Below are 19,093 nucleotides of genomic sequence, written 5' to 3' on the forward strand. Positions count from 1 at the left end.
AGATTATCGCAAATATCGCGGCGCCTATCTTTTGACCCCTAATAAAAAAGAGGCCTCTGAAGCGACGGGAATTGTGATCCGCGACGATGAAAGTCTGAAAAAAGCGCTATTGAGCCTCAAAGAAACGTGTGATTTAGAGTGTTCGATGATTACCCTCTCGGAAGACGGTATCGCAATATTCGATGAATCGATGCGCCGTTTTCCGACGGTGGCGAAAGAGGTCTATGATGTAACGGGTGCGGGGGATACGGTGATCGCCTCTCTCTCCTTTGCCCTCAGCTCGGGACTTAGTATCGATGAAGCGGCACCGTTTGCGAACCATGCCGCTGCCGTTGTCGTCGGTAAGATCGGTTCAGCCACGGTCACGCTGGGTGAGATCGAGGAATACGAGTCGAGTTTGCATCAGAGCACGTCCGATATGCACATCAAGACAAAAGAAGAGATATATGCGCTGTCCGAACGCCTCAAAAAAGAGGGCAAAAAAGTGGTCTTTACCAACGGTTGTTTCGATATTCTTCATGTGGGTCACGTCAAATACCTCCAAGAGGCGAAAAGTTACGGCGATGTATTGATCGTAGGACTCAATTCGGACAGCTCGGTGAGAGAGCTCAAAGGACCGACGCGTCCGGTCAATACCGAAGCCGATCGTGCCTATATTTTAGCTGCGCTCGAATCGGTCGATTATGTCGTAGTATTTAGCGAAGAGACGCCGCATGAATTGATCAAAAATATCGCTCCCGATATATTGGTCAAGGGGGGCGATTACGAAGGTAAAGTAGTCGTTGGAGCGGAATTTGCTAAAGAGTTACGGTTAGTGCAGTTTGTGGACGGTAAAAGTACGACCGCTACAATCGCTCGAATTAATGAAGGAACAACATGCTAAAAAAAATAATTTTGACTCTTATGGTGAGTACATCGGCATTCGCCGCTCATCAAGTTAGTGTTAATGTGAATGATAAAGATGTCGGTGGTGAACTACGGCTTGATATGGGGCGTATGGGAAATGCGATGAGCAACGCTTATATCGGTGCACGGTTTTTAAGCGGGGATAACAATAATTCTCAAACAATCAATGATCCGGATCCGTTGATGGAAGTTTCATTTATGGTAATGGAACCGGTACGTGGCGTTTCGGGATTAAAACTCGGGCTTGGAGTGAAAGGCGAATATACCAAAATTGACGGAGAAAATTATGCGGCGATTCCGTTGGGGATTGAAGCAGAGTTACAGCTTCCCCTTAATACGCCGTTTCCGTTTTATCTGAATGGGGCATTTTATTACGCTCCGTCGGTATTAAGCTTCAAAAAAGGGGACAGTTATACGGAGAGTCGAATCGGTTTGGATATCGAGCCTATCCAAAATGCTCGGATCGGGGTCGGATACCGCTTGATCGATACCGATTTGACTTCACGTAATGTTACTTATAACGATGCGTGGTATTTTGGGATGAGACTCGATTTCTAAAGAATCTTTTTTGCAGCTTCAATCACCTCTTCTGAGGTGATACTTTTCATACACTCATGATGTCCTAGCGGACATTCTCTCTTCATACACGGCGCACATTTCATCTCATGACGTACAAGTATACTTTTTTCATTCATCCACTGGGATGTCTCTGCGTGACGCGTCGGACCGAATATCGCGACGGTCGGCACGCCATACGCTGCCGCAACGTGCATCGGACCGCTGTCATTGGTGATAAAGAGATCCAATCCCCCGATAAAACTGCACAGCTCCGGTATGGTCGTTTTTCCTGCGAAATTGGTGACTTTGATCCCTTTGAGGCGTGATTCGATCTCGTTCGCCATCCCCACTTCGTTAGGGCCTCCGAAGAGGAGTATGTCATATCTATCGGCGTATTCGCGTGCCACTTCGGCAAACTTTTCGGGATACCACCGCTTGGCACTCCCATACGTTGCCCCCGGATTGATTCCGAGTGTCGGACGCAAATAGCGGTGCGGCGGGATATGAATGGTTAGATTCCCGAGGGTTAGTGGCTGTGAACTGAGACTTTGGGCGATGTCATGGTACTGCTCCACCAGATGAGAGGGATGGGTTGGTTTGATCGGATATTTGAGCAATAGGGTTGAATGCCAACTTTTGCGTCCCGCCGTGATCGGTGTGCCGTTCCAATAGAGCAGAAGCGAAGAGTGGAGCTGATTGCGAAAGGTGATCGCCATATCATGACTGCCCAGTATTTTAGCAAATCGATAGGTGTTGAGAAAGCGATTTCCCCCCTTTTTGGTTTCATCGACGTAGTGACGTTTGCACTGAGGATGGTATTTGAGCGCTTCGATACTCACATGGGAACCTACCAAGGTTAGTTCAGCTTCAGGGTAGATACTGCAAAGGGCTTCGATAGAAGGGGTCGCCATCACCGCATCGCCGAGCCAGTTGGGGAGTATGATGAGTATTTTCACGATTGAGCCTTGTAGGTATAAATTGGTGCCGAAGTGAGTGTCCATGTAATATACAGGTCACCGCGTGGGGTTGTGCAAATGAGCCGATACTCATCACTATTGCGAGAGAAGCTTTTAAACTCTGCATCGCTGAGATGAGTGAGCATTTCTCGATATGCTTCGTAAGCGCTTCGTTTTCGGAGAAGTCCTTCGCGGTTATCGATCAAACCGTATCCGGGGGCGATGAGTTGATGCCAATAAACACAGCTCACTTTTTGCGACGCAAAGGCGAGGAGATGATAGCGCACCATGAAAGAGGCATAATCCTCTTCACTAACACATTCATGCTCACTGGTGGGGGCGTAAGGGGCGGTGTTTTTAATCGGCCAGTTGGTTTCAGTGATGATGAGCTCATTGGTGCATTTAGGGCTAAGTGACATGAGTGAAAACAATAGATTGATTTTCCCCATCAGGTTGAATCCCATTTGGCTGTTTTCAGGTGCACCGCGACGATCGACATAAAGGAGACTTCCTAGTGCATCAAAGCGTATTTTTGCGAGATTAAAGAGGGTATGGGCGCTAAAATGGTACTCAAAATCGATGACGTTTGAGCCGATGAGCTTGAGGTGGGGAAAGCGTGTTTTTTTCAGCTCATAGGCGACGCCGTAAAAATCGAGATATTCATTGACACTAAAAAATCCCCATTTGGCACGGTTGATGGTACTGCCGATGACATAGGTTTCGCATACCTCTTCGAGGGCTTCGAAAATCTGGATAAGATGATCGCGTGTCATATCGGGACTGGTGATATGTTCACGATCTTGTAATAGTGCAACGGTGATATGTTTGCCGCTAAAGCTGCGGATAAAGGCGACGTATTCATGCAACCGATCCATCTCCCATAGAGGAATACGGATGAGAAGTTTTTGGACACCCAACTCTTCGATCAGGTAGGGGGTCGTATTGGGCTCCTGAACCAGATTGACCCCCATGCCGAAGAAGTGCTCTCCGCTAATAGTGCGACGTTGCACAAAAGGGGTCAACAAAAAGGCTATCGGTAAGGTTATGAGAGCAATCAAAAATGTTTTAATGAGCGAGGGGAGGGCACTACGGCGCATTTGCCGCTTAAGGGCACGATCTCGGATAATGGCGGGCTGATCGGAGTAATGATCCCAAGCAAACGGTTGTTTCATGCTGAGATTATAGCGATATTGGGTAAAATAACCGCATTAAAACAAGGGCAATAGATGAATATATTGGTAGTACGCAACGATAAACTGGGTGATTTTATCACCGCTTTACCCACATTGTACGTCCTTAAACACCATAATCCGCAAAACCGTATTATCGCTTTGGTCGCACCGCTAAACCGTAAACTTGCCGAATCATGCGACTTTATCGATGAGGTGATCGTTGATAGCGGAGAGGATATTCTGGAACTTGCATTTAAAATCAAACAAGCTCGTATCGATACGTCGATCACCCTTTTTTCCAATACCCGCGTCGCTTTGGCACAATGGATTGCCCGTATCCCCCTCCGTATTGCTCCCGCAACTAAAATTGCCCAGATTTTTTATAACCGCCGTATTACGCAACGCCGCAGTGAGGTGAAGATGGCGGAGTTTGAATACAACCTTCAGCTCTCCCGTGCCTTATTCCCCGACATTGTGTTGGAATTTCCCAAACCTCTTTTAACCTTTTCGGGAGCTTCGGAGGCGTATGAGACTTTTTGTCATGAATACGGTATCACCAAGCCGGTAGTCGCATTCCACCCGGGATTCGGCGGTTCTTCAGATGCGAACTGGACACTATCGGAATACGTTGAATTGGTCAAATTGGCTGAAGAGAATCCCCACATCGATCTCGTGATGACCTTCGGTCCCGATGAGGAAAAACTCTATGAAGAGGCGAAAGAGCTTTTGGGGGAGAGCAGAGTGATTTTGTACCCTTCACGCGGAAGTGTTGTTGATTTTGCTCTACTTTTGAGCAGTTTTAAACTGTTTATAAGTACCTCGACAGGAACCTATCATTTGGCGAGCGCGGTGGGATGCGAGACGTTTACCTTCTTTGCCGATACCCTTTTTGCCTCAGCGGCGCGTTGGAAAAGCATCGGAGAGAAACAGCACCATTTTATGATCCCCTCGGATAGTGAGGGAAGAGAGGCAATGTTTGAGACAGTTAAGCAGGAGTTGAAAAATCGCCTTTTAACACTTTCTTGAGTCTCTTTTTAAAATTTTTGACCCGTTTATTGGCATCGTTATGTCGTTTCATCTCAGCGATCGTGGTTGCTTCATCCAATCCGCTGAGTCTCGCATACTCACGCCCCATGATCTCCAGCTCATCATCAAACGCCCATAGCTTGTTAAAGTTTTCACACCCCTCCAGCGGGCATATCGTTTTGAAAACCATCCGGTTAATATCGACGATGGAGAATTGATAGCCATTTTCGGTTCGTTTGATCAAAATATTGCCGGGGGAGTAGTCCAAATGCCAAACCCCTGCTTGATGTAGCTGGTAGGTATAGGCGGCAAAAGCGGTGAAAATAGCTTCGCGATCTGCGAGTGGTTCGAGCAGTGGGGTGCGGATCGTAAAGTCATAATCGAAAAATTCGCTGATAAAGTAGCTATCCGCCAACAGTCCCGATTCAAAGAACTCAATGAGGGCAATCGGCTGAGGGGTTGAAATACCGAGTTCCTGTAAACGAAGGGCATTGTGATACGATTTGTATGCTTTGCTACGACGAAAAAAAGTATAAACGATACGGTTGAGCAAATGGGGAACTTTAAACGATTTGACGACCGTTTTAACCCGCGCTAATTCAATAATTTTGAGTTCATTTCGGGCTTTATGGATAGAGTGATCGTCACACATAAAGATCTCTCGTATCGATTCTAGCGAGGATTTTAAAAACAGGTAATCGTCATGGCATTCGTATCGGATACTCATAATAGTGTGCAACGTCCTTAAGAGAGGGTGTGATATGATACTAAAAAGAGAGTTGAATCATACTGAAAGGCAGGATTGATGGGTATTTCCGTTGTTATTATCGTAAAAAACGGAGGGAGCATACTTCATCGTTGTCTGGAAAGTTTGAGGGATTTTGATGATGTTGTTCTTTACAATAACGGCTCTACCGATGATACCGCTCTTATCGCTACCTCTTATTCCAATGTCCGTTTGATTGAGGGGGAATTTATCGGATTCGGTCCGACTAAAAACACTGCGGCGGAGTATGCCGCACACGATTGGATACTTTCACTGGACGCCGATGAGGTACTTGATGGAGCAATCGTTCAAGAGATCAAGCAATTAGCGCTTGATTCCAAAACGGTGTATTCCCTGTTACGTAAAAACTTTTATAAAACCACCGAGATTTCTCATTGCTGGGGTGCGGATGAAATCGTCCGCCTTTATAACCGAAAAACGACCGGCTACAGTGATAAAGCGGTACATGAGCATATCCTCACCGATGGAGTGAGCGTCCGAAAACTTTCCCACAGTTTTAGTCATTATCCCTACCAAAGCATCTCCGAATTCGTCCTTAAAGCCGATCGATACTCGAGCTTGTTTGCAGAGGATAACGTCGGGAAAAGAGGGTCATCTCCCGTAAAAGCTTTTTTTAACGGACTCTACTCGTTTTTCCGTACCTATATCCTCAAACGAGGATTTTTGGACGGATATGCGGGGCTTATTATCGCATTTTCCCATATGGTGACCAATTTCTATAAATACATCAAACTCTACGAGATGAATGCGGAGCAAAAGAAGAAAACGCTATAGAAGAGCGATTTAAGAGCGATTTGGATAAAATCTAACCAATAAAGTAAGAGAATAAGGGCGTTTTTAAATGAAAATATCGGTTGTCGGAACGGGATATGTCGGATTAGTAAGTGGAACCTGCTTCGCTCAAATGGGGAACAGCGTAACGTGTGTCGATATTGACCAAAAGAAAATTGATAAGCTCATTCAAGGAATTATTCCGATTTATGAACCCGGTTTGGAAACGATGGTTTTGGAAAACTATGCCAAAGGTACGTTGAAATTTACGACCAATATCGCTGAGACTATCGCGAATACGACGATCAGCTTTATTGCAGTCGGTACGCCGATGGGGGAAGACGGAAGTGCGGATTTGCAATACGTCCTTGCCGTTGCCAAAAGTATCGGACAACACATGCAGCATTATATGGTAGTGGTCGATAAATCAACCGTTCCGGTCGGTACTGCCGAGAAAGTACGTGCGGCGATCCAAGCTGAACTTGATGCGCGCGGAAGCGATTTAGCCTTTGATGTCGTTTCTAATCCCGAATTTCTGAAAGAGGGTGCGGCGATCAAAGATTTCATGCATCCTGATCGCGTCGTGATCGGTGCCGATAGTGAGAAAGCGATGCAGATCATGCATGATTTGTATGAGCCGTTTATGAAAAATCATGACCGTTTTATCGGTATGGACATAAAAAGTGCCGAGATGACCAAATACGCCGCAAACGCGATGCTCGCAACCAAAATCAGCTTTATGAACGAAATGGCCAATATCTGTGAGCGGGTCGGTGCCGACATCAACAAAGTGCGTAACGGGATCGGAAGCGATAGCCGTATCGGGTACAGCTTTATCTATCCGGGGTGCGGATACGGCGGAAGCTGTTTTCCCAAAGACGTTCAGGCATTGGCCAAGACAGCCAAAGATTTCGGTTATACGCCGCGTATTTTGGATGCGGTCGAAGCGGTCAACTACGATCAAAAGCATGTGATTTCCCAAAAAGTATTTAACCGTTTCGGGCAAAATCTCGAAGGTAAAACGTTTGCCGTATGGGGATTGGCATTTAAACCCGAAACCGATGATATGCGAGAAGCCAGCTCGATCACGATCATCAACGATCTCTCCGCGGCAGGGGCTACTATCGTCGCTTATGATCCGAAAGCACGCCATGAAGCGGAGCATTTCTATCTCAAAGGCAATAGCCGAGTCAGTTATGTCGATGGGAAATACGAAGCGCTCAAAGATGCCGATGCCGTGATACTCGTCACCGAATGGCAAGAGTTCCGAAGTCCCGATTTTGACGAGATGAAAAAACTGCTCAAAGGATCGATTTTCTTTGACGGACGTAATCAGTTTAACAAAGAACGAATGGCTGAGATGGGATTTGAATATTTCCAAATCGGAGTATAACGGATGAAAAAAATACTCGAACTTTGCCTCTCTCCCGATTTGGGGGGACTTGAACTTTATATGGTTCGTGCATCACACGCATTGAACGCATTGAGTGTTATCAATCCGAAGGGGAAGTTGGAGCAGTATTACCGTGATACACCGTACCGTTATGCAACAATTGGACGGTACAGTTTTATGAAGTTGGCACGTTTGATCGATGAAAACGATATAGATGTGCTCCACCTTCATTGGACGAAGGATATTCCTATTGCCGTTTTGGCAAAACTTCTCAGCCGAAAAAAGCCGAAATTGGTGCAAACGCGTAATATGCGTATGACCCGTTTCAAAGATGATTTTTATCATCGGTTTTTGTATAAAAATATCGACATGATGCTTCCCGTTACCCATCAGGTCAAAGAACAGCTTGAAAAATTTATCCCAGCCGATATTCGTCCGAAAGTAGAAGTGCTTTATATGGGGGCGGAAATACCGCATCTCCTGAGTAACGATGAAAAAGAGACTTTCTCTCGTCAAGCGGGACTAGGCGATGCATTTGTCGTCGGTATCGTAGGGCGTATCGAAGAGGCAAAAGGGCAGCATCTGGTTCTTGAAGCTATCAAACAACTAAACCTTACGGGTATATCGGCTAAGGCTCTCGTAGTGGGGCATGCGATGGATAACAACTATTTGGAAGAACTTCGGCAACAGTATGCGGAGTATGCGATTTTTACCGGATTCACTCATGAAGCTCAAAAATATATGCAGCTATGCGATGCTCTCGTTTTGGCAACCGAAAATGAGACATTCGGTCTTGTGGTGATTGAGGCGATGATGTGCGGTGTCTGTGCCGTAGCGAGTGACAGCGGCGGTCCGTTGGAGATCATCGAGGACGGTGTTGATGGGGTACTGTTTAAAACACGTAATGTGGCAGATTTAACGTTGAAGCTCACGGAATTGTGCAACGATACTGAGAGAAGAGATCGCTTGGCTATTGCGGGAAAAACCAAAGCACTCGATAGATTTGAAAGTCAAAAACAGTTTGAAAAACTATTCACTATGTTAAACGGGGAAATGTAAATGTATTTGTGGTTATGGACTAAAGGGGGCTACTCAACTAATAAAGCACGTAAGCGTGCAGAGAAAATGTCTCATGAACAGATCCGATCGATTGCGATTATTCGGCATGGAGCCATCGGGGATCAGGTTGTATTACGTCCATTGCTACGTGAATTACGTGAACTTTTCCCTAATGCATCATTGACACTTAGTTTGATTGATAGTTATCAATATGGTGCCCCTGTTGATCTTGTCGATCGGGTTCATGTTGTGTATAAAAAAAGAGATGGGAAAAAAACATCAAATTGGGATCGCTTTAAGCAAATAAAAGCATTGGGTGAACATGACATTATTATGGATTTATGCGATAGCGCATTGTCAATGTGGACGGTTATGTTTAACAAAGCCAAATTTAAGATGGGATTTCCGTACCGAGCGTATCGGAAGTTTCTATTCAACATCGTTTTACAGCGTTCGGACTTGTTTCTCGAAACAGAAAATATGCTTCATTTTGCGTATGTTTTCGGTGCACGAGGAAAACGACCATTTGATTATGCTTTTCCGAAATATTTTAAGGATACGGAACATCCGTATATCTGCTATTTTTTTAGTGCATCCATGGAGAGTAAATGTTGGCCAAAGGACTCTTTTGTCTCTTTGATTAGTAAAATGGCAGAACAGTATCCTAATCATTCACACGTACTTATGGATGGAATTGGAGCACATGAAAAATCAGATGAAATGATCGTTTTGCTCTCCAAATATTCGAATGTAACCCAACAAACACCGCTTGATTTGGAGCATGTACTCCCTTTTTTAGGTCAATCATCTATGGTGATTGCCAACGATACGGGGGTCCGAAATATGTCCATTTCGGTAAATGCGCCAACGTTAGGTATCTTCAACTCAACAAGTTTATTCCGTTATTGGCCAAGAGATACGGTTCATGACATTGTATTTGATAAAAATGGAGGAAATCCCAGCGTCGAGATGGTATTTGAGGCAGCTGTTAAGCATCTTGAATGGTTAGAATCCAAGTAGATAGCGATGTTTATAAAAGTTATGAGGTGTGGCTGTCTACCCCGTTTTTACAAAAAAACAGATCTTTTTTTAATTGCATAAGCTTTAGAGTTTCTTCAGAAATGTTCGGATTAAAAATCTTTTTATGATCCAAATGGATAACATTGGCTGCGTTTCGGCATGATTTCATTTTGATCCCCAACAGGCGCATTCGGCGCTCAATATCTGTGTCTTCTCCTGTCGTCGGCATTGTAAAATCTTCATCAAAACCATTAATACGGAGTAGATCACTTTTGTAGCACGAAAAATTACATCCTACAATGTGATTTTCTTTTTTATTCGATCCTCGAATAAGGCTGAATAAAAAACTTCCGGCTCCGAAATATAAACCATCGTCATAATGGCGAATATGATCTTGTTTAAGGGCAAAAAAATTGATTATATAACGTTGTGTGAACTCTTTGCTGCTAATTTTTCGTGTTCTTAATAGGGCGCTAAAATATGCTCCAGGTTCACTTCTCCGACCGCACAGAACACTATTGGGTTCTTGAAGTTTGAGATGTTCTTCGATAAATTGAGGATATGGGATGCAATCTCCATCTATAAAGATTAAATATTCCCCTTTGCTGGCAACAATAGCACGATTTAGCGCACGATTTTTCCGCCACCCATCATCGGATTGACTCAAATGCAGTATATTGTTAAGCCGTTGCGTATACGATGCAACAAATGTTTCCATCTCTTTAGAATTTCCATCTTCAGAAACGATAATCTGATCCACAGGATACGTTTGATTTGTAAGACTATCCAAAATCAGACCTAGCGCTTCAGTATCTTTGTAAACGGAGATAATGATGGTTGAGGCAGGAAAAGTCTTTATTGCCATCCGTTTTTTCTGCACTCTTCTATATAATCTTTAATAGTTCGTTTCGGAGACCAACCTAGCGCTTCCGTTTTTGCACTGATGACATCCGCAGTCATACGGTTCCCTTTGCGTTCCGGAAGCATTGCAATTTCTCCACCGTACATTTGAGCGATTTCGAGTATCGAATACGCTTCGGGGCTGCCGATACCGAATTCGTCTCCATACCCGTTTTCGCCAACCAGTACAAGACCGTCGATAATGTCATCGATATGGGTGAAGTTTCTTTTTTGCGTTCCGGGGGTAACGACACTTAAGGCTTCTCCATTTTTCATTTTTTCCTTGAACAAAGCGATCAAAGTTGCGTATTTCCCAGTCTGTATTTCGCGCGGACCATAGACGTTGTAAAAATAGGTGATCGCATACGGGACATTGAACCACGCTCCGTAGTTCATAACCAGTTCGGTATTAGTGGCTTTCGTCCAAGCATACGGTGACGCACTGCGACCTAGCCCTCCGTCTCCGAATTTGGTTGAGCTTCCGGCATAGAGAATTTTGCATCCTGCTTTGCGGACGAACTCCAAAACGGCAAAAATCCCGTCTTTATTGTAGCGCCATACTTTCTCAATATCATCAAAGCTTTGCTCGACTCGGCTGTATTCTCCGAGGTGATATACCATGTCGGGGTTAAAGGTAATTAGCTCGCTGATTTGGGCCGTATCACCTTTGATGTAAGTGACATTCGGGACATGGTTGGCTTCACTTCCCGTGAAGTAATTATCCAAACTGTACACGTCATAATTTGGATTTTTGGAGAGTCTTTCGCATAGATGGCTGCCGACAAATCCGGCTCCGCCTGTTACTAAAATTTTTTTTCGATTCATTTTAATAGATCCTCTTTTTTTGCATGTATCCATTTTCCGCGAGGTTTGTCCATGTATTGAAAAAACTCGTTGGTAAAACTCCCTTGGATACAGGTGTATTTATTGTGGCGATGATTGACGTTATCTTCTCCGATTGCTCGGTTGAGGACAGTCGGTCCGGTTAATTCATATACTCCGCCGTTGATATTTTTTTGCTCTATATTATCGACGATAAGATCGAGTGCTTTTTGCAGATAGGAATTCTCTTTTGCACTCGCTATGAAGTAGTTGCTGTAGTTATGTTTGGTCATCAAAAAGAGCTCTTTGTCTTCTGGCTTAATCATGTTTGAGAGGGGCCATACCGCGTGGGCATCGATGTCCATATAGACACCGCCGTAATAGTTCAAAGTAAAAAGTCTCCAGAAATCGGCTTGAGAAGCACCGTCCGTTAATTGTTCAAAGGCGTGAGCCATTCTCTGTGAGGCATGTGTTTTGATAAATTCTAAACGTGCTTCGGTGCTGACATATCGGTATTCCCAATCGGGTGAAATCAGTCGGTTGAAAAGATAATTGACATAAATGGGTAGGGTAACATTGTTGGAATAATTCGTCTGCCAGATGATTTTTGGAATAACAGACTCTTTTCCTGAGATAAGCGCTTGACTGTACTCCGGAATCGTAAAACGTTTGTTTTTAAAAAAGAAATGAAAAATATAGCTCAAAGCTTTGACTAAAATACCTAAAATTTTAGAGAGCCGATTGATTATAATTGCACCAATATACATAGACTTCATATCCTTCATTTATATCCTTCATCAAAGACTGATTTTACTGTAAAAAAACTTTAGAACTCATGTTTATATCTTGTCGGGATTACGGGAAGTCATCTTCTTCGTGTTAAAGAAAACTTAAATTGTAAACACGGTAACATTTCTTAGTAACAGAGCGGTAGATAGATGATCAAAAAATAACTGAAAATGTTAAAATAAACAAAGGGAATCATGAAAGTTTTATTATTAGCCGGTGGATACGGAACACGTTTGAGTGAAGAGACCGACATCAGACCAAAACCGATGGTTGAAATTGGCGGAAAGCCTATTCTTTGGCATATTATGAAAATTTATAGTCATTATGGATTTAATGATTTTGTTATTCTTTTGGGATACAAAGGCTATTATATCAAAGAGTATTTCGCTAACTATTTTTTGCATCAAAGTGATGTAACAATTGATATGCAAAACGGAAGAATGGAAGTTCTTAATAACTCTAGTGAACCATGGAAAGTAACCTTACTCGATACTGGGTTGGAGACTATGACAGGTGGTCGTGTAAAACGGGCGCAGGATTTTATAGGAAATGACCCATTTATGCTTACCTATGGCGATGGAGTAAGTGATATTAATATTGATGATCTTGTTAAGTTCCATAAGTCGCACGGCAAAGCGATGACCATGTGTTCCACTCAGCCTGAGGGGCGTTTTGGAGCATTAAATATTGAAGAAAATGGTCAAGTGACTAATTTTTTAGAAAAACCAAAAGGTGATGGCGGATGGGTTAACATCGGGTTTTTTGTTTGTGAACCAAAAGTTTTTGACTATATCTTAGATGGTGATAGTACCGTATTCGAACAAGCTCCTCTTCAAACATTGGCACAAGAGGGTGAAATTATGACCTATAAACATCGCGGTTTTTGGAAACCGATGGATAGTTTAAAAGATAAAACCGATTTAAATAAGCTATGGGATACCAAAAAAGCTCCGTGGAAAGTTTGGTAATGGAGACCCTCTTTAGCGGTATTTATAAAAATAAAACGGTTTTAGTAACCGGTCATACCGGATTTAAAGGCTCTTGGTTATCATTTTGGCTTCAACAAATGGGTGCAAAAGTTATCGGCTACTCATTAGCCGCACCAACTGAACCTAATCATCTTTCTTTGCTTAATCTCAATATTGTTTCGACTATAGGAGATATTCGTGATTTAGAGCATCTTAACACAACGATTGAAACGTATAAACCCGATATCGTCTTTCATCTCGCCGCTCAACCTTTGGTGCGACTCTCCTATGAAAATCCTATTGAAACGTATGAAACCAATGTGATAGGAACGCTAAAAGTTTTCGAAGCGTGTCGTGCAAACAGTGTCAAAGCGATTGTCAATATCACCAGTGATAAAGCGTATGAAAACCGCGAATGGGTCTGGGGATACCGTGAAAATGATCCGATGGGAGGGTATGATCCCTATAGCTCTTCCAAAGGGTGTGCCGATTTGCTTGCCAACTCGTACCGGAACTCTTATTTTAATCCTGCCGAATATAAAAAATCACATAACACTCTTTTGGCATCGTGCCGTGCCGGTAATGTTATCGGGGGTGGCGATTGGGCAAAAGATCGTCTGATGACCGACATTATGCTCTCAGTATCACAGGGGAAAAAGGTGAGCATCCGAAATCCTAATGCGACCCGTCCGTGGCAGCATGTTCTCGAACCGTTGAGCGGCTATTTGGCTATTGGGCAAAAGTTGTTAGAAGAGAAAGTGGAATTTGGTGAAGCATGGAACTTTGGTCCCAGCGATGAGGGAAGCATTACGGTCGAAGAGGTCGTAAACCATGTCAAAAAACATTGGGATAAAATTGATTATGAAATCCATCGCGATCCCCATCAACTTCATGAAGCGAATCTATTAAAACTCGATTGTTCAAAAGCCCATATCCGTTTAAAATGGAAAGATGTTTGGGATAGTGAAACAACTTTTGAAAAGACGGTAAAATGGTATAAAAATTATTATGAAAGCAATAGGATTATTACTGCCGAAAACTTAGAGACCTATATTGCTGATGCAAAAGCAAAAAATTTATTATGGACAAGAGGATAAAATGACTCCAGCCGAACAGCTTAAAAATGAAATATTGCAAAAAACAAAAGAGTACTATGAATTAGTGCACAAACCGATGCAGACCAAAGCGTTTGTATCCGGCAAAAGCCGTGTCAACTATGCGGGTCGTGTCTTTGACGAACATGAGATGATCAATCTAGTGGATAGCTCCCTCGATTTTTGGCTTACATACGGTGATTATTCGAAGCAATTTGAGAAAAAGCTCGCGGACTATCTCGGTGTTCGATGGGCATTCTTGGTGAACAGTGGAAGCTCGGCAAATTTGCTCGCTTTTTACGCCCTTACCTCTCCTCTATTAAAAGAGCGACAAGTCAAACGCGGTGATGAAGTAATAACCGTAGCCGCAGGTTTTCCGACAACGGTTGCGCCTATCGTCCAATACGGAGCTGTCCCCGTTTTCGTCGATATGGAGTTGACCCATTTTAACATCGACACGACACAGTTAGAAAAAGCATTGAGCCCAAAAACCAAAGCCGTGATGATCGCGCATACTCTTGGGAATCCTTTTAATCTCCGTGCAGTCAAAGAGTTTTGTGATAAACATAATCTTTGGCTGATCGAAGACAATTGCGATGCCCTTGGTTCAACGTATGAAGGTAAGCCGACAGGGACATGGGGTGACATAGGGACATCAAGCTTTTATCCTCCACACCATATGACGATGGGTGAGGGGGGTGCGACCTATACCGATAATCCGCTGCTCAAAAAGATTATGCTTTCTATGCGTGATTGGGGACGTGACTGCTGGTGTGAGAGCGGTATAGATAATACCTGTGGATGCCGTTTTTCTCAGAGTTTTGGAAGCTTGCCAAAAGGGTATGATCACAAATACGTCTATAGTCATTTCGGTTTCAACCTCAAAGTCTCCGATATGCAAGCCGCTATCGGTGTTGCACAACTCGAAAAATTTCCGACGTTTGTCGAAAAACGGAAAGAAAACTTCTCTAAACTTTACGAAGGATTGAGTGGAATTGATGCATTGATTCTAAATTCCGCAACACCTAAAAGCGATCCGAGCTGGTTTGGATTTATGATCACGCTTGCAGATGGTGTCACTTTTAGTCGTAATGAACTCGTAGAACATTTGGAAAATGCCAATATCCAAACTCGTAACCTTTTTGCCGGAAATATGCTCCGTCATCCGATGTTTGATAGTATGGTAGAGGGGAGTGATTATCGTGTTATCGGTGATTTACCCAATACCGACAAAATCATGAATGACAGTTTTTGGATTGGCCTTTATCCTGGGATGGGTGATGATGCTATCGGATATATGGTTTCTAAGATTCGGGAGTTTGTAAAATGAGTATCCGCGTAGCCGATTACATCGCCCAATTTTTAGCAGATCATAATGATACAGCTAAAACCGTCTTCCTCGTTTCCGGTGGCGGAAATATGCATATTATCGACGGAATCGGCAAGAACAGTGGGTTAAAATATGCATGTAATCACCATGAACAGGCGTGTGCAATTGCTGCTGAAGGGTTTGCTCGTGTGAGCAATAAAATTGGTATTGCCATTGTCACTACGGGCCCTGGGGGGACGAATGCAATTACGGGCGTGATGGGCGGATGGGTTGATTCGATTCCGATGCTTATTATCTCAGGTCAGGTGAAATTTGAAACAACGATTGCCTCTCAACCAGAACTCAATCTCCGTCAGATCGGTGATCAGGAGATCAATATCGTCGATATTGTCAAACCGATTACCAAATACGCCGTGATGGTGAGGGATAAAAATAAAATCCGTGCTCATTTAGAGGAAGCGGTTTATTGGACGAAACACGGTCGTCCGGGTCCCGTATGGATCGATGTACCGCTTGATATACAGGGTGCAATGGTCGAAGAGGATGAACTGATAGGGTTTACTCCCCCTAATGAACCTCTGTATGATTGCCAGATTGATACAGTAATCGATGCTCTTAAAAATGCAAAACGTCCAGTTATCATTGCCGGAAATGGTATTACACTCGCAGGGGGGGTGGAACAATTCCGAAAACTGGCATCGACACTTAACATCCCAGTGATTGCTACATTTGCCCGTTATGATATTGTCAAAGACGATGACCCGTTTTATTTTGGACGTTCGGGATCATTAGGACATCGTGCCGGAAATTTTGTAGTTCAGAACAGTGATTTGATTATCACCATCGGTGCAAGACTCAATATTCGGGTGGTTAGTTATAACTGGGAATTTTTTGCCCGTGAAGCAAAGAAAATTGTGGTTGACATTGATCCGAATGAGTTAAAAAAACATACGGTAGAAATTGATATACCGGTTGAAGCGGATGCCAAAGTTTTTTGTAGCGAGTTATTAGAAGCGATTGATTCTGCCAAATTACCATCATATCGTGAATGGATTGAACGATGTCAGCACTATCGCCGTGATTTTCCTACGATTACACCTGAGCGTCAAGTGGTTAACGACGTAGTAGATTCGTATAATTTTTATGATGTATTTTCAAACGTTTCAAGAGATGACGATATTTTTGTTTTCGGAAACGGTACAGCCTGTGTAGCATCTTACCAGAGTTTGCGTTTACGAAAAAACCAAAAAGTGGTGGTAAATTCCGGTTGTGCATCGATGGGATACGATGTGCCTGCTGCTATCGGAGCATGCTATGCGAATGATCAGCATGATGTGATATGTGTGACGGGCGATGGAAGTTTACAAATGAATATCCAAGAATTCCAAACGATTATCCACAATCAGCTCCCGATTAAACTGTTCGTCCTCAACAATGACGGCTATATCTCTATCCGCAATACCCAAGGGGGCTTTTTCAAAGGGCACTATGTCGGTTCAACCCATGAAAGCGGTATTAGCTGCCCCGATACGATTAAAATCGCTCAGGCATACGGCTTTACAACCTATAAAATTGACAATCAAAACGACCTTGCCAATGATATATCCAAAGTCCTTGCTATGAAGGGACCGGTAGTGTGTGAAGTGATGCTCAGTCCGACGGAAAAGATGGAACCGAAACTCTCTTCTGAAGCGAAACCGGATGGGCGAATGGTTTCTAAACCGTTGGAAGATATGTTTCCTTTCTTAGATCGAGAAATATTTAATGCCAACATGATTGTAAAGACCATCGATGAATAAGCAAACTGTTCTTATTACCGGAGCATCCAAAGGGATCGGCAAAGCAATTGCCGATCTAGTAAGAGAACAAAATATTTATGATCTATTAACTCCCTCCCACCATGATCTTGATCTCTCATCTAGGGAGTCTATCAAAAATTATTGCGCACAACATCCTACCATTGATATTTTGATTAACAATGCTGGAATCAATATTCTCGGAGCTGTCGATAGTATCAGTGATGATGATATGGACACGATGCTAGGGACGAATCTAATGGGACCGATTGCATTGATTCGAGAAGTAGTCCCTTCAATGAAAGCTGCCGGATCGGGGAGAATAGTCAATATAAGCTCTATTTGGGGAATACGATCAAAAGAGAATCGAACATTGTACTCCGCAACAAAATTTGCTCTTAATGGAGTAACAAAAGCACTATCGCGAGAGTTGGGTGAACATAATATTTTGGTGAACTCGCTGTGTCCTGGATATGTCAATACCGAATTAACCCAAAAGAATGTTCCACCCGAAGAACAACAAAAAATCAAAGCAACAATCCCCTTGGGACGCTTTGCTGAGCCTAATGAAATTGCAAAAACAGTCGCTTTTTTAATTTCATCGGATAACACTTACATAACAGGGCAGACGATCATTATCGATGGAGGATTTCTGGCATGACATCATTGCAGATACATTCGAATCTCAGAGATTATACGGTTTCATTTGAAGATAGTTTTGATTTTTTAAATTCGTTCAGAGAGATAGAACACAAATGCGTTATGATTGATCGCAATGTTGCCACACTTTATCGCGATCAATTCGATGCCGTATTTAAACGCGATGAAGTTATTTTGTTTGATGCCATCGAAGAGAATAAAACACTCGATTATGCTGGTACTTTGATTGAGCAGATTATTGCGCAAGCAGCCAAAAAAAATCTGACCGTGATTTCGATCGGCGGAGGAATTACACAGGACTTGACCGGTTTTATCGCTTCGACACTCTATCGAGGGGTTAACTGGATTTTTGTACCCACAACTTTTTTAGCACAAACAGACAGTTGTATCGGAAGTAAAACATCGATTAATTTTAAATCGTTTAAAAACTTGCTGGGAACATTCTATCCACCGTCCAAAATCTATATTAATCCCGCTTTTTTACAAACACTGACACCGCTTGATTTTTACAGCGGAATCGGTGAAACGATCAAGTTTCAATTGATGAAAGAAGAAAAAAATAAAAACTTTGATCAGATTATAGAAACGATCGAGAAAGCGAAACAGGATCGTACTAAGCTATTGCCGTTGATCGAAGAGAATATGCGCGTCAAACTTTCCTATATGGAAGGTGATGAATTTGATCAGGGGCGACGAAATTTGCTTAATTACGGGCACTGTTTAGGTCATGCGCTTGAGACGGTAACTGATTATTATGTTCCGCATGGTATCGCAGTAACCGTGGGGATGATTTTTGCCAATGCTGTTTCTTTGAAACGGGGATGGATGAGTATAGAGTTATTTGATCATCTTAATGAAAAGCTCTTTACCCCAAATATACCGCTTAGTCTTGAAGATGGTCATTTTGATCGAGAACGTTTGTTGCAGGCGATGAAAAACGATAAAAAGCGTATCGGTAAGGCATTAACCGCTATTATTCCGGATCACACTTTTATTATGCAAAAGATGGATGATGTAAGTGAAGAAGAATTTGATTATGCATTGAATGTGACGAGAGATTTTTTAGTAGGGAGAACAATATGAATA

General features: G+C 43.0%; 19 protein-coding genes. 13 read left to right on the forward strand and 6 right to left on the reverse strand.

Going from position 1 to position 19,093, the window contains the following annotated elements:
* Together rfaE2 and VFW36_RS00260 are read left to right on the forward strand one after the other, a co-directional pair.
* The coding region (gene rfaE2, locus VFW36_RS00255) for a D-glycero-beta-D-manno-heptose 1-phosphate adenylyltransferase (protein WP_329656820.1) at positions 1-883 on the forward strand (883 nt) is incomplete at its 5' end.
* Complete coding sequence (locus VFW36_RS00260) at positions 877-1,464, forward strand: YfaZ family outer membrane protein (RefSeq protein WP_329656821.1); 588 nt, start codon at positions 877-879, stop codon at positions 1,462-1,464. The genes rfaE2 and VFW36_RS00260, both read left to right, overlap by 7 nt.
* Here the strand turns inward: VFW36_RS00260 and waaF are convergent.
* Complete coding sequence (waaF, locus tag VFW36_RS00265) at positions 1,461-2,420, reverse strand: lipopolysaccharide heptosyltransferase II (protein ID WP_329656822.1); 960 nt, start codon at positions 2,418-2,420, stop codon at positions 1,461-1,463. The two genes, VFW36_RS00260 and waaF, sit on opposite strands and share 4 nt — an antisense overlap.
* On the reverse strand, positions 2,417-3,592 hold the full coding sequence (locus VFW36_RS00270) for a glycosyl hydrolase (protein ID WP_329656823.1): 1,176 nt from the start codon (positions 3,590-3,592) through the stop codon (positions 2,417-2,419). The genes waaF and VFW36_RS00270 overlap by 4 nt, the downstream gene beginning before the upstream one ends.
* 54 nt (positions 3,593-3,646) lie before the next feature.
* Here VFW36_RS00270 and VFW36_RS00275 point away from each other — a divergent pair, with 54 nt between their 5' ends.
* Positions 3,647-4,618 carry a glycosyltransferase family 9 protein gene (locus tag VFW36_RS00275; protein ID WP_329656824.1) on the forward strand — a complete coding sequence of 324 codons (972 nt, stop codon included), beginning with the start codon at positions 3,647-3,649 and terminating at the stop codon, positions 4,616-4,618.
* Here the strand turns inward: VFW36_RS00275 and VFW36_RS00280 are convergent.
* Positions 4,578-5,345, reverse strand: coding sequence for a lipopolysaccharide kinase InaA family protein (locus tag VFW36_RS00280; RefSeq protein WP_329656825.1), 768 nt, complete (start codon positions 5,343-5,345; stop codon positions 4,578-4,580). The genes VFW36_RS00275 and VFW36_RS00280 overlap by 41 nt on opposite strands.
* A 78-nt stretch (positions 5,346-5,423) precedes the next feature.
* Here VFW36_RS00280 and VFW36_RS00285 point away from each other — a divergent pair, with 78 nt between their 5' ends.
* From VFW36_RS00285 to VFW36_RS00300, 4 genes are all read left to right on the forward strand, one after another.
* On the forward strand, positions 5,424-6,179 hold the full coding sequence (locus tag VFW36_RS00285) for a glycosyltransferase family 2 protein (RefSeq protein WP_329656826.1): 756 nt from the start codon (positions 5,424-5,426) through the stop codon (positions 6,177-6,179).
* Positions 6,180-6,246: 67 nt separating this feature from the next.
* Positions 6,247-7,569 carry a UDP-glucose/GDP-mannose dehydrogenase family protein gene (locus tag VFW36_RS00290; RefSeq protein WP_329656827.1) on the forward strand — a complete coding sequence of 441 codons (1,323 nt, stop codon included), beginning with the start codon at positions 6,247-6,249 and terminating at the stop codon, positions 7,567-7,569.
* 3 nt (positions 7,570-7,572) lie between these two features.
* Complete coding sequence (locus VFW36_RS00295; RefSeq protein WP_329656828.1) at positions 7,573-8,628, forward strand: glycosyltransferase family 4 protein; 1,056 nt, start codon at positions 7,573-7,575, stop codon at positions 8,626-8,628.
* Positions 8,629-9,648, forward strand: a complete 1,020-nt coding sequence (locus VFW36_RS00300; RefSeq protein WP_329656829.1) for a glycosyltransferase family 9 protein — start codon at positions 8,629-8,631, stop codon at positions 9,646-9,648.
* A gap of 19 nt (positions 9,649-9,667) precedes the next feature.
* Here the strand turns inward: VFW36_RS00300 and VFW36_RS00305 are convergent, their stop codons facing one another.
* The 3 genes from VFW36_RS00305 to VFW36_RS00315 are packed head-to-tail and all read right to left on the reverse strand — an operon-like array spanning position 9,668 to position 12,155.
* Positions 9,668-10,513, reverse strand: coding sequence for a glycosyltransferase (locus VFW36_RS00305; protein ID WP_329656830.1), 846 nt, complete (start codon positions 10,511-10,513; stop codon positions 9,668-9,670).
* Positions 10,504-11,373, reverse strand: a complete 870-nt coding sequence (locus VFW36_RS00310) for an NAD-dependent epimerase/dehydratase family protein (RefSeq protein ID WP_329656831.1) — start codon at positions 11,371-11,373, stop codon at positions 10,504-10,506. The genes VFW36_RS00305 and VFW36_RS00310 overlap by 10 nt, the downstream gene beginning before the upstream one ends.
* A complete protein-coding gene (locus tag VFW36_RS00315) occupies positions 11,370-12,155 on the reverse strand; it encodes a glycosyltransferase family 32 protein (protein ID WP_329656832.1) in 786 nt (261 codons plus the stop codon). Before VFW36_RS00315 ends, VFW36_RS00310 begins: the two co-directional genes overlap by 4 nt.
* Positions 12,156-12,353: 198 nt before the next feature.
* Between VFW36_RS00315 and rfbF the strand changes: the two genes are divergently transcribed.
* Genes rfbF through VFW36_RS00345 form a run of 6 tightly spaced genes read left to right on the forward strand, consistent with a single transcriptional unit; the run spans position 12,354 to position 19,090 of the window.
* Positions 12,354-13,127, forward strand: a complete 774-nt coding sequence (gene rfbF / locus VFW36_RS00320) for a glucose-1-phosphate cytidylyltransferase (RefSeq protein ID WP_329656833.1) — start codon at positions 12,354-12,356, stop codon at positions 13,125-13,127.
* Positions 13,127-14,224 carry a CDP-glucose 4,6-dehydratase gene (gene rfbG / locus VFW36_RS00325; protein ID WP_329656838.1) on the forward strand — a complete coding sequence of 366 codons (1,098 nt, stop codon included), beginning with the start codon at positions 13,127-13,129 and terminating at the stop codon, positions 14,222-14,224. The genes rfbF and rfbG overlap by 1 nt, the downstream gene beginning before the upstream one ends.
* Position 14,225: 1 nt before the next feature.
* Positions 14,226-15,551, forward strand: coding sequence for a lipopolysaccharide biosynthesis protein RfbH (gene rfbH, locus VFW36_RS00330; protein ID WP_329656834.1), 1,326 nt, complete (start codon positions 14,226-14,228; stop codon positions 15,549-15,551).
* Positions 15,548-17,350, forward strand: coding sequence for a thiamine pyrophosphate-binding protein (locus VFW36_RS00335; RefSeq protein WP_329656835.1), 1,803 nt, complete (start codon positions 15,548-15,550; stop codon positions 17,348-17,350). Before rfbH ends, VFW36_RS00335 begins: the two co-directional genes overlap by 4 nt.
* On the forward strand, positions 17,343-18,008 hold the full coding sequence (locus VFW36_RS00340) for an SDR family oxidoreductase (RefSeq protein ID WP_329656836.1): 666 nt from the start codon (positions 17,343-17,345) through the stop codon (positions 18,006-18,008). The genes VFW36_RS00335 and VFW36_RS00340 overlap by 8 nt, the downstream gene beginning before the upstream one ends.
* A complete protein-coding gene (locus VFW36_RS00345) occupies positions 18,005-19,090 on the forward strand; it encodes an AroB-related putative sugar phosphate phospholyase (cyclizing) (RefSeq protein ID WP_329656837.1) in 1,086 nt (361 codons plus the stop codon). Before VFW36_RS00340 ends, VFW36_RS00345 begins: the two co-directional genes overlap by 4 nt.
* Positions 19,091-19,093 lie beyond the last annotated feature (3 nt).

Source organism: Sulfuricurvum sp., from assembly GCF_036279695.1.
Lineage (GTDB): Bacteria > Campylobacterota > Campylobacteria > Campylobacterales > Sulfurimonadaceae > Sulfuricurvum.